This window comes from Anaerofustis stercorihominis DSM 17244 (assembly GCF_000154825.1).
Taxonomy (GTDB): domain Bacteria; phylum Bacillota; class Clostridia; order Eubacteriales; family Anaerofustaceae; genus Anaerofustis; species Anaerofustis stercorihominis.
The window spans coordinates 72,284-85,024 of sequence record NZ_DS560015.1; the positions used below are offsets into that span (position 1 = coordinate 72,284).

9 protein-coding genes are annotated in these 12,741 nt (G+C 34.9%); 7 read left to right on the forward strand and 2 right to left on the reverse strand.

Annotated elements, in window-relative coordinates:
• Positions 1-2 precede the first annotated feature (2 nt).
• Entirely contained in the window at positions 3-3,761 is a 3,759-nt protein-coding gene (locus tag ANASTE_RS00360; protein WP_007048862.1) for an efflux RND transporter permease subunit, read from the forward strand.
• Positions 3,762-3,777: 16 nt separating this feature from the next.
• Here ANASTE_RS00360 and ANASTE_RS00365 read toward each other — a convergent pair whose 3' ends face one another.
• Complete coding sequence (locus ANASTE_RS00365; protein WP_117532296.1) at positions 3,778-5,130, reverse strand: MATE family efflux transporter; 1,353 nt, start codon at positions 5,128-5,130, stop codon at positions 3,778-3,780.
• Positions 5,131-5,472: 342 nt separating this feature from the next.
• Entirely contained in the window at positions 5,473-6,417 is a 945-nt protein-coding gene (locus tag ANASTE_RS00370; RefSeq protein WP_007048864.1) for a sugar-binding transcriptional regulator, read from the reverse strand.
• Positions 6,418-6,667: 250 nt separating this feature from the next.
• On the opposite strand from ANASTE_RS00370, the gene ANASTE_RS00375 reads away from it, so the two are divergent.
• The 6 genes from ANASTE_RS00375 to ANASTE_RS00400 all read left to right on the forward strand — a co-directional run bounded on the left by ANASTE_RS00375 (position 6,668) and on the right by ANASTE_RS00400 (position 12,715).
• Positions 6,668-7,654, forward strand: a complete 987-nt coding sequence (locus tag ANASTE_RS00375) for a thiamine pyrophosphate-dependent dehydrogenase E1 component subunit alpha (protein ID WP_007048865.1) — start codon at positions 6,668-6,670, stop codon at positions 7,652-7,654.
• A gap of 15 nt (positions 7,655-7,669) precedes the next feature.
• Positions 7,670-8,644, forward strand: a complete 975-nt coding sequence (locus ANASTE_RS00380) for an alpha-ketoacid dehydrogenase subunit beta (RefSeq protein ID WP_007048866.1) — start codon at positions 7,670-7,672, stop codon at positions 8,642-8,644.
• A 15-nt stretch (positions 8,645-8,659) separates the two neighbouring features.
• Positions 8,660-9,661, forward strand: coding sequence for a dihydrolipoamide acetyltransferase family protein (locus ANASTE_RS00385; protein WP_007048867.1), 1,002 nt, complete (start codon positions 8,660-8,662; stop codon positions 9,659-9,661).
• Between the two features lie 21 nt (positions 9,662-9,682).
• Positions 9,683-11,722, forward strand: a complete 2,040-nt coding sequence (gene lpdA / locus ANASTE_RS00390) for a dihydrolipoyl dehydrogenase (protein ID WP_007048868.1) — start codon at positions 9,683-9,685, stop codon at positions 11,720-11,722.
• Positions 11,723-11,843: 121 nt separating this feature from the next.
• Entirely contained in the window at positions 11,844-12,278 is a 435-nt protein-coding gene (locus ANASTE_RS00395) for a LytTR family DNA-binding domain-containing protein (RefSeq protein WP_007048869.1), read from the forward strand.
• A gap of 14 nt (positions 12,279-12,292) precedes the next feature.
• Positions 12,293-12,715 (forward strand): hypothetical protein, encoded by a 423-nt coding sequence (locus ANASTE_RS00400; protein ID WP_007048870.1) that lies wholly within the window; start codon positions 12,293-12,295, stop codon positions 12,713-12,715.
• Positions 12,716-12,741 lie beyond the last annotated feature (26 nt).

Below are 12,741 nucleotides of genomic sequence, written 5' to 3' on the forward strand. Positions count from 1 at the left end.
TTATGTCAAAATTTAGCGTAAAAAAGCCTTTAACGATTTTTGTTGCAGTTATCGGGATCATAATATTGGGTATTGTCTCTTTTACCGAGATGACTCCTGATTTACTTCCGAATATAAACATGCCTTATGCTGTTGTAATGACTTCATATGCGGGAGCCAGTCCGGAAACGGTTGAAAGTGTCGTTACAAAGCCTTTGGAAAAAGGCATCGCAACAACTGAAGGTCTTAAAAATATAACATCAACTTCAAATGAAAATTACTCACTTGTAATGCTTGAATTCAATGATGATGTAAATATGGATTCTACTGTTGTAGATTTGAGAGACAAGATATCTATGGTCGAAGGATACTGGCCCGACGAAGTCAGTACTCCTTATATATTGAAAATGAACCCTAATATGATGCCTGTTATGGTAAGCACTGTAAGCATGAAAGGGGAAGACACAAAAGCATTGTCGTTGCTCCTTGAGGAAAAGGTCATACCTGCTCTTGAGGGTACTGACGGTGTAGCAAGTGTATCTACGAATGGTATGCTTGAAGACAGTATAAGCGTAGTTTTAAGTGATAAGAAGATAAAAGACGTAAATAAGAAGATTACAGATGCCGTGGGCTCTCAGTTTGCTTCAGGCGAAAGCCAGCTTGCAAGCGGTAAAACTAAGATCGCCAGCGGTGAAAAAGCCATAAATGCTCAAATCAAAGAGCTTAACAAAAATCTTAAGATATTAAAATCTTCTAAAACTCAATTGGAGAAACTACAGGATACTGTAACGGAACTTGAAGATAAAAAGTCCGAACTTGATTTAACCGTTACGACTTTAAGTGCAATAGACAGAAGTATAAAAGAACTGGAAAATTCGCTTAAAACCGCAGACCCTAACAGCGAAGAATATAAGACTATCGTTGCAAGTTTAGCGGCAATAGATAAACAGCTCGCATCCATGGGGCTTAAGAGAAGTGATGTTTCAAACAGTCTTGCACAGGCAAAAGCCGGACAAAAACAGATAGATCAAGCTTTAAATAAAATAGATAAAAATTTAAAGAAGGGCGGAGCGACCAGAAGCAATTTATCAAGTAAGATAAAAGAAATAGATAATGGCATAAATTCCATAAATGCAGCTCTTCCACAGTTATCGGCGCAGCTTCTATCGATTCAAAGTGGAAAGAAAGAGATAGCAAGCGGAGAAAGTGAACTTCAGGCTGCTAAAAAAAGTGCTTTGGATAAAATCGATATGTCCAAGACGCTGACTAAGGATATGATTTCGGGTATCCTTACGGCTCAGAACTTTTCAATGCCTGCGGGATATGTCACTGAAGACGGTGTTGATTATCTGGTAAGAGTAGGGGATAAGTTCAAGAGTGTGAACGAACTTAAGAATGTGACCATAATGGATATGGGTATAGATGGATTGAAGCCTATAAAATTAAGTGACGTCGCAGATGTTATGATAAGCGATAATTCCGATGCTACTTATGCCAAAATCAATGGTCAGGACGGCGTTTTATTATCTTTCTCAAAACAGTCGGACTATTCGACAACAGATGTAGCGGATAATATAAACAAAAAGTTTGAACAATTATCAAAGGATAATCCGAAACTTGAGTTTGTTCCTTTGATGGATCAGGGAGATTATATCCATATAATAGTTAATTCCGTTCTGAATAACTTGGTAGTAGGTTCGATTTTGGCTATTCTTATTCTTATATTCTTCTTAAAGGATATAAAACCTACCGCTATCATTGCGGTATCCATTCCTTTGAGTGTCCTTTTTGCAATAGTACTGATGTACTTCTCCGGAATAACCTTAAATGTTATTTCATTATCGGGACTTGCCGTCGGGGTAGGTATGCTGGTTGATAACTCGGTAGTAGTAATTGAAAATATATATAGGCTCAGAAGCAAAGGTTACAGTGTAATAAAATCTTCGGTGTCGGGAGCCGTTCAGGTTGCGGGAGCTATAACTTCTTCAACCCTTACAACTATTTGCGTGTTCCTTCCTATAGTGTTCGTTAAGGGGATAACAAAGCAGTTATTTACCGATATGGCTCTTACAATAGGATATTCACTAATGGCCAGTTTGATAGTTGCACTTACCTTGGTTCCTGCAATGTCCTCTAAGATGTTTAAAAAGACAAAAGATGTAGAACATCCTTTCTTCGATAAGATGTTGAATAAGTATAAAACTACGATCAATTGGGCGTTGGATCATAAGATAATAGTTATCGGTGCGGCTGTGGGAACTCTTGTCCTCAGTTTTGTACTCATAGGTTTCAGAGGATTTAGTTTTATGCCTGAAGTCGACAGCGCTCAGATATCGGTAGAAATGGAAATGCCTAAAGACGCTGTGTTGGAAGATACAATAAAGACCTCCGATAAAGCAATAAGTGCCATTCAAAAAATCAAAGGTGTAAAAACTGTGGGAGCTATGCTTGCTTCCGGAGATGCTACCAGTATGTCCGGTATGGCAGGTATAAATTCGAACAGTTCAAATAAGGTTTCTATATATGTTCTTGTTGATGAAGAAGCTAATGTAACAGGTAAAGAAGTTGCTGACAATATAGAAAAATTATCTGACAGTTTAAACTGTGACCTTACTGCCTCCGGTTCTTCATCCATGAGTGAAGCCACTTCTGCTCTCGGCGGTAGCGGTGTAAGCCTTAAAATATATGCCGACGATTTGGATACCCTCCAGACAACCGCAAAATCCGTAGGAAGTAAAATTAAAGGCGTTGAAGGGATAGATGAAGTAGATAATGGAGTTATGGAAACCACTCCTGAAATAAAGGTAACGGTAGACAAAGCCAAAGCAATGAAATATAATTTGACTGTAGCTCAGGTTTATGAAAAATTATCTACGCTTCTTACAAAACAGAAGATTTCTACTTCTCTCACACTTAACGGAGAAGATTATGATGTAATAATTAAAAATAACAATCAGGATAAAATAAACAGAAAATATGTAGAAAGTTATAAGATACCTTATTCTAAATCAGACGGAAGCGAGTCAAGTGTTAAGCTTGAAAAGATAGCCGCAGTAGATTCCGCTACCAGTCTTAATGCTATCAGCAGAGATAATCAAAAAAGGTATATAACCGTATCCGCAACATTAAAAGACGGATATAATGTAAGCCTTGTTACGAATGATGTAAAAAGTGCATTGAAAGATTATGATCTTCCTGGAGGAAGCAGTATAGAATACAGCGGTGAAAATGAGACGATCATGGAATCTTTGGGGCAGCTTGTCAAGATGATGTTACTTGCTATCATAATCATTTATTTGATAATGGTTGCTCAGTTCCAATCTCTTTTATCTCCTTTTATCGTAATGTTTACGATACCTCTTGCTTTTACGGGAGGCGCACTCGCATTATTTATAGCGGGAATGGAAATAAGCGTAATATCCATGGTAGGATTTGTAATGCTTGCGGGTATTATAGTTAATAACGGTATAGTGCTGATAGATTATATAAATCAAACAAGAGCGGACGGGATGAAAAAAAGAGACGCTATTATAGACGGCGGTATGACCAGGATGAGACCTATATTAATGACGGCTCTTACTACTATTTTGGGGCTTTCTGCAATGGCTCTCGGGATAGGAACAGGTTCTGAAATGATGCAGCCGGTAGCAATAGTGTGTGTCGGAGGACTTATATATGCTACATTTATGACTCTTTATGTAATTCCTGTGCTATATGATATTTTTAATAAAAAAGATATAAGTGTCATAAGAGATGAAGATTTAAAAATAATTGATGATTAATAAAAAAAGAGATAGGTCATTCTATCTCTTTTTCTTTTGCTTTATTTAACTTTATAAAATGCAGATAATAAATTATTCCAAATATTCCCGGTAATATTGGAGAGAGAAATTCTGCTATATATATACCTATATATCCTAGATTAAAATAGTGTATCAATATAATGCTGAAAAGTATCCTTATTATAACAGACTGCAGAATCGAATTAAGCATTGCAATAAAAGAATCTCCAAGCCCGGTCATAAAAGAGTCTAATGTATACATTATCCCATAAGCCACAAAGTTTATGGAACAGCATATCCTAAGGTATATTATACCTTCCTTTATTATATTTATATCTTTGTTAAATAGTTCTATTATTTCATATGAAAATATTTGTATCAATACTATGAGTAAAAAGGAACTTATAAGCGTATAAATTATTCCTGCTTTGACCGTTTTTTTTACATTTATTATTTTTTCTGCTCCAATATTTTGTGAAACAATGGTAGTTACACTTTGACCGATAGCCCAGCACGGCATTGCTGCAAAAGAATTTATTTTAAGTCCTATTCCCGCAGCAGAAGTGATTTCAAGTCCGTAACCGTTGAGTATTTTTGTAATTATTAAATATGATACATTTAATATTGTCATTTGAACGGCACATGGAAAACCTATCTTTATTATTTTTATTGCTTTATCTTTCTTTATGTATAAGTTAGTTATTTTTAATTTATATATAAAGTCGTGTTTATTAAGATAAATAATGGAAATTATAAAAGATACTGCTTGCGATATTATTGTAGCATATGCTGCTCCGTTTACGCCAATATGCAGTAATCCTATTAATATATAATCCAGGATTATATTTACTATTGAGGCTATAAAAACAAATGTAAGAGGGCTTTTAGAGTCACCAAGTCCCTTTATTACAGAGGTAGCAGCATTATATCCAAATATGAAAATAATTCCAAAAGATATTATTTTCATATAACTGTTTGCATATTGTAAAGAACCTGATGGCAGGTTCATGAAAATAAATATTTTTTTATATATAATTAAACTTATTAAAGTTACGATTAAAGCGAATATCATTGAAATAGAAAATAGTGTAGATATAGTATCTTTTATTTTATTTCCATTGTTTTCACCTTTATATTTAGAAACCAGAACGCTTCCTCCCATGGTTATTCCCATACAAATGGAAGTAATTATAAAAGTTATCATCACTGCACTATTTAAAGCTGCAATACCTTTTCCTCCCACAAATCTACCCACAAATATCATATCCACTATTCCGTAAACGGATTGGAGCATATTTGCTATAAAAATTGGAAAGGCAAATTTTATAAGTGTTTTATTTATATTTCCTTTTGTTAAATCTTCGCTCATTATTATTCTCCTTATTTTGATATAAAAAAGATCTGTAAAAAACAGACCTTTTGTTTTTAATAATACAAAAGGCCATAGATAAAACATTATCCATAGCCTTTGATTTTTTATTTATATTAAAATAAGTATTTCATAATAATTATGAAAGAACGTCAAAATATTAACTTATCTTTTCGGCTTCGTATAATGTTTTATCCAAACTTACTCTATACGAAGCATTGCTTATGCAAAGTTTCATTTTTCTTCTCCGAATTTATAATATAAAGTGATTATAGTATATTGGGGTTATATTGTCAATTAAGTAAATAAAAAACGCCTTATAGGCGTTTTTTATTTGATATTTTAATGTGTCATTATATAATCTGCGGTGTCTTTATCTATTACCAGTGTATCTATATATTTACCTTTGAGAGCAGCTAAGATAGCTTCGTGCTTATCTTCTCCTCCTGTAATACATACTACATTTTTGCTTCTTTTTATTGAATCGATATCTATTGCCATTACTCTGTTGTTAAAGTCGCAGTCTATTTTATTTCCTTCTTTATCAAAGTAATTTAGGCATATATTTCCCACAGCACCTTTTTCTTTTAATTCGCTATAATCTCTGGGATTTAAAAATTGCTGCTGTTCTTTCAAAGAAGAAGTTGAATTTGCCATAAGTCCCACACTTCCGAGAATTATATCGCAGTAGTTAAATAAAGAAAATAGTTTTTTAAGACTTTCTTCCTGCATCAAAGTATCTTTTGTTTCTTTGCTCGATACGAAAGTAGGTGCGAACATATAATAAGCTTTTGCGTCTATTTTTTCGGCGAAGTTTTTTGTGATATCATTTGTAAGTCTTGTATCTCCGAGGTTATTCAGGCTTCCTACAAGCTGAAGGGCTTTTATGTTCTTATACTTTCCTTTTAATACCGGAAAATAATTAACGGTGTTATAAATGGTCCTTCCCCAAGATATACCTATAGTAAGATTGTCCTCTAGTAAATCCATTACAAGTTCGACTCCTGCTCTGCCTAAAGAATGAAAAATGTCCTCATCTTCCTGAGGCTGTGCGACCATAACTCTTTTTAATGAAAACTTTTTTTCGATTTCTGATTCTAAGTTTATCAGATATTCTTCATAACCTTTGATATTTATGTCAACGATTCCAAGTTCTCTGCTCTTTTTTAGGAGCCTGTTAACTCTTTGCCTTGACATATGTAACCTTTGTGCAATCTCACTTTGAGTCAATTCTTGTTTATAATAGTAGTATGCTATCTTAGTTAGTATCTTTTCTTCAACCGCCATAACGACCTCCGTAACAAATGTTATTTTACGATATTATATCACAAATTGAGCAAATGTGCCAATATTTTTTATGAAAAAGTTTCAGCTTTGTATGTAAATACATATTTCGGTTGAGTTTTCATTCATATTGATTTACAATAGAAGCATGAAAACTATGTTTTTTATTTATTTTTTATTTTTAATGTAAACGAAAAACATAGAAATATGTTGCGACAATGCAATATAAAAATATTGTAGGAGGGTTCGATTAATGAATTCATTTGAAGAAAAAAAGAAAGACAAAGATTTTATGCTTAAAGTTCTAAGAACTATGCTGACATCAAGACATTTCGAATTGAAAGTAAACGAAATGTTTATGGCCGGTTTGATTCACGGAACGACTCATTTAGGCGTTGGGGAAGAAGCCTGTCATGCAGGTATCAGTCTGGGATTAAATCCCGATGACTGGATTGTTCCTACTCACAGAGGTCATGGTCACTGTTTAGCTAAAGGTGCTACACCTTATAACATGTTCTGTGAACTTTTTGCTAATTATCAGGGCGGATGTAAAGGTCTTGGGGGTTCGATGCATTACATAGACCTTGAACACTGTAACTTGGGTAGTTCCGCTATCGTTGGTGCGGGTGTACCTACTGCTGTTGGTGCCGCTTATGCGATGAAGAGAGAAGGTAAAAAGAACTGCGTAGCTACTTTCTTCGGAGACGGTGCTTCCAGTCAGGGTATGGTATTGGAAGGCATGAACTTAGCAAGTGTATGGGAAGCTCCTGTACTATTATGTTGCGAAAATAACAGATATGGTATGTCTACACCTGCAAAATACACTGTTTCAATCGAAGATATAGCTGACAGAGGACCTGCATTCAGTATTAAATCCAAGATCGTTGACGGAATGGATGTGCTTGCTGTACTTGAAGCTGTAATGGAAGCCGGAGAATACTGCAGAACAGAAGGAAAACCTTATTTATTAGAATTCAAAACTTACAGATATTTGGGACATTCAAAATCTGACCAAAGAAAGTACAGAACAAAAGAAGAAGAAGAAGATATGAAGAAAAATCATGACGCTATAGATAAATTCAAGAATGACTTGATAGCTATGAACATGATTACCGAAGAAGAGTTCGATGAGTTAGATAAAAAGATAGAAAAAGAAATAGACGATGCGGCTGAAAAGGCTAAGAAAGTTGACGAAATCATCTCTGTAAAAGAAGCGATGAGTTACGTTTATGCGGAGTAGGAGGAGAAGATAAAAATGGGAAAAATATCTTATTTACAAGCTATAAAAGATGCGATGAGCGAAGAAATGCGTAGAGATGATACTGTCATCTTTATGGGTGAAGATATAGGTTTATACGGAGGATGTTTCGGTGTCAGCAGAGGAATGTTCGATGAATTCGGTCCTGAAAGAGTTAAGGATATGCCTATTTCTGAAACAGGATTTACATATGCAGCATTCGGTATGGCAATGTTCGGAATGAGACCTATCGTTGAAATTATGTTTGGGGACTTCGTATCATTGGTAGTTGACCCTATAGTAAACGGTGCCGCTAAATATAGATTTATGACGGGCGGACTTGTAAAAGCTCCTATGGTACTAAGAACTCCTTTCGGTTCCGGTACGGGCGCAGCCGCACAGCATTCACAGTGTTTGGAATCTTTATTCTTAAATACACCGGGTTTAAAAGTCGTTATGCCAGCAACTGCTTATGATGCAAAAGGATTATTGAAATCAGCTATCAGAGATGACAATCCTGTATGTTTCTTTGAAAATAAATTATTATACAGAACCAACGGTGAAGTACCTGAAGAAGAATACACGATCGAACTTGGAAAAGCCGATGTTAAAAAAGAAGGAAGCGATATTACGTTGATCGCTTGGTCAAGAACATTATTATTCTGCGTAGAAGCAGCGGAAAAATTAGCCGAAGAAGGAATAAGCTGTGAAGTAGTAGACCTTAGAACTCTCAGACCTCTTGATACTAAAACGATAATAGATTCAGTATGTAAAACAGGCAAGGCTTTAGTAGTATACGAAGCTCCTAAATTAGGTGGATTCGGTGGAGAAGTAGTTGCTACTATCAATGAAAGCGAAGCATTCTATCATTTAGATGCTCCTGTTGAAAGACTTGGCGGTATGGAAATCCCTGTTCCATACAATCCTATAATAGAAAAACAAATCGTTCCTTCAGTAGAAGATATTGTAGCAAAAGTAAAAGAAATGATGTAAGGAGGATAAGTTAATATGAGTAAAATATTAGCAACTCCAGCTGCTAGAGTCGCTGCAAAAGAAAAGAATATTGACCTTAGTACGGTTAAAGGAACCGGAAAACTTGGAGCGATTGTTTTAAAAGATTTAGATAATGTGGCTGTTTTAATAGGAAAAGATAGAGGGCTTAAAGTTACGCCTGTTGCTAAGAATGCAATGAATTATTATGGTGTAAACTTAGATGATGTAGCTCACGATGGAAATAAAGTTAAAAAAGAAAATGTTATAAGTACTGTGACAAGAATGTCAAAAGATGAAGTTGAAGCAGCTCCTGTAACACCGGCTATGGAAGAAAAAGTTATTCCTTATAAGGGTATGAGAAAAGCCATCGGGGATAATATGATGACTTCTATTCAAGGTTCTCCGCAGGTATCTCACTTTGCGGATATCGATACTACAGAATTTATGGATATATTTGAAAAAACCAAAGTTATATTTAAAGAAAAGTATAACAAAAAGATTACTGTTACCGATTTCTTGATTAAAGCAGTAAGTCTTACATTGCAAAAATGCCCTAAAGTCAATGCAAACTTTGACGGTAAAGAAATCCATAGAAGAGGTACTGTAAATATCGGTTTAGCGGTTGCTCAGGATGAAGGATTGGTCGTACCTGTATTTAACGGTGTTGAAAATAAGACTATTTTCGATATCTGTGATGAAAGAAGTGAGATCGTTCCTCAGGCTAGGGATAATAAGTTAAGCGGAAAATATTATAAAGGTGCTACGTTTACGATAAGCAATACCGGAAGAAGTGTAAATAATTTCTTTACACCTATTATAAATCCGGGTGAAGTTGCAATACTTGGCGTAGGCAGAACAGCTGAAATGCCTGCGGTTGTAAACGGAGAAATTGTAGTAAGGACCTTTACCGGTTTCAGTATTACAATCGATCACAGAGTTTTAGACGGAATGGATGCTGTAAACTTCTTAAATACATTAAATGAAGTAATAAGCAATCCTATTAATATTTTATTATAATATAGGAGAATTGATTAGAATATGGGAAAATATATGTTAATGCCAAAACTTGATATGTCTATGGAAGAAGGTCAAATTCTGAAATGGATGTGCAAAGTGGGCGATAAAACAAAAAGAGGCGATATTGTAGTCGAAGTGGAAACGGGAAAAGTTGCTCTTGAAGTAGATAATCCTACGGCTGACGGTACAGTACTTGCATTATATGTTGATGAAGGGGATGACGTTAAAGTCAATACTCCTATTATGTACATAGGTGAAGAAGGTGAAGTTCCTCCTACAAAAGAAGAAGCTTTAGGCGGCGGTGATAAATCGGAACCTAAAGAGGAAAAGAAAAAAGCGGCACCTAAAAAAGCAAAAGTTTCTTTAGATGATTTTAACGGTAAATTCATGTTGATGCCAAAACTTGATATGTCTATGGAAGAAGGACAAATTCTAAAATGGATGTGTAAAGTGGGCGATGAAACAAAAAGAGGCGATATAGTCGTTGAAGTGGAAACCGGCAAGGTAGCCCTTGAAGTAGATAATCCTACAGCTGATGGCACTATCCTGGCTTTATATGCAGAAGAAGGTGAAGATGTCAAAGTTAACGAACCTATTATATTTATAGGTGAAAAAGGTTCGACTCCTCCTACAAAAGAAGAAGCTATGATAATCACTCATCCGGAACTTGCTGATGAAGCAGAGGATAGTGCAGAAGATGAAGTACCTTCAAATAAATATGATTACGATTTAGCTGTAATCGGTGCAGGTCCGGGCGGATATGTTTGTGCGATAAGAGCTGCTCAGCTTGGTGCTAAAGTTGTTATTTTCGAAAAAGAACATATCGGCGGCGTTTGTTTAAATAAAGGATGTATTCCTACAAAAGCGTTCGTTAAAAATGCAGAAGTTTTAAGAGAAGTTAAACACGCCGGTGAAATGGGTATTGAAGTTGAATCTTTCAAAACTAACTGGTCAAAGGTAATTGAAAGGAAAAACGGAGTTGTTTCCAAACTTACCGGAGGTGTAAGCGGATTATTAAAACGTCATAAAGTAGAAGTTATCATGGGTGAAGCAGTAATCAATACCGAACATGAAATTTTGGTAGGGGATAAATCATATGATGTAGATAACATTGTAATCGCCTGCGGTAGTGATTCTGTTATGATACCTATTGAAAATGATAATAGTGTTAAAGTTTATGATTCTGAAGGGATGCTTAATATAGATAAACTTCCCGAAGATCTTGTAATAATCGGCGGCGGTGTTATCGGTGTTGAACTTGCGGGAATAATGAATGAGTTTGGTGTGCATGTAACTATAGTTGAAATGCTTGACAGTATTTTGGCAATGGCTGATGATGATGTAATCCAAGTCGTTGATAAAGAACTTAGAAATCATGGAATAGATATAATAACGGGAGTAGGTGCAAGTAAACTTGCAGGAGGAAACGTTGTTTTATCCGACGGAAGAGAAATAAAAGCAGATGCTGTTCTTATGTCTGTTGGAAGAAAACCTGTTAAGGTTGCAAGTAATATAAATATTCTTGTAAGCGAAAGAGGATTTGTTGAAATAGACAATAAATTAAGAACGAGTGTAGATAATATTTATGCTATAGGAGATGTTACGGGTAAAGTAATGCTTGCACATACAGCCAGCAGACAAGGTATCGTTGTTGCTGAAGATTTGTATGGTGAAGGTGCAACAGTAGATTACAGCAGAATACCTTCCTGCGTATTTACTATTCCTGAAGTTGCTTGGATAGGTTTAAATGAAAAACAAGCAGAAGAACTTGGTATTCCTTATAAATCAAGCAAAATGCCTTTCGCAGGTGTAGGTAAAGCTCTGGCTATGAACGATACTACCGGTTTCGTTAAAGTAATCACAGATGAAAGATTTGATGAAATCATAGGTGTACATATCGTAGGGCTTAATGCATCGGATATAGTTGCACAGGGTGCGATAGCTATAGACTTGGAAGCTACCAGTGAAGAAATCGCAAATATTACTTTTGCACATCCAACCTTAAGTGAAGGTTTTATGGAAGCATGCGAAGGTATCAGCGGCAAAATGATTCACGGTTAATTAAATAAGTAGTAGTTTTTCACAAAGAAACTCGTCTGGGTAAAACCGGTCGGGTTTTTTTGTTGACTTTGTAATAATAATTCTTTAAACTTAGAACAAAGTAAAATTATCAGGAGTTATTATGAAGTTACTTATTGAGCAGTCTCTCGATATAAAGGAACCCGAGATAACAATAAAATGCGGGCTTATGGATGAAAGACTGAAAAAATTGATTGAACAGATAAGATTATATTCTTTTTCCGTAATGGGCTTTAAAGACGGCAGCAGGTCGGCTATTGCACTTGAAAATATTTATTATTTCGAATCTGTGGATAATAAGACATTTTTATATACATCTAATGAGGTATACGAATGCGATAAGAAGCTTTATGAATTGGAGGAAAGTTTAAAGCAGACTTCATTTGTAAGGGTGAGTAAAAAATGTATTCTAAACTCTAATTGTATAAAAAAGGTAAGACCTCAGCTCAGTGGAAGAATAGAAGCAATTTTAGATAATGACGAACATGTGATAGTATCCAAACATTATACCAAAGATTTTAAAGAGAAATTTATATAGCAGGAGATAAGAGAATGAAAAAATTAATAACTATATGTTCGACAAGTTTTACTGTTGTAATGTTACTCACTACTTTGCTGGTTGGTACAGATATGTCTCCGAATATAAATAGACTTATTATACTGCAGTTGTTTTTGATGTCACTTACCATTTCGATTTTATTGGTGTTGCTTGATAAGTTGGAAGATAAAATTGGTGAATACTACGAAAGTAATTTAATAAGAGGTATATTAAGCAGGATAATAATATGTTATTTTGTTGTATTTTTCGAAGGAATATACTTTAAAATGTTTGACTTTTCTCTTCATTCGCTCCTTTCCATAAGTCCTATAGTGCTAATAGCATTTATAGTTACTTATATAGTTTCTTATATGATTTGTTATAAAGAAACGGAGGAGATAAATGAGGTTATAAAAAGAAAAAAGGATATTAAATAATCATATTAAAAAGGCTGATGATCTTG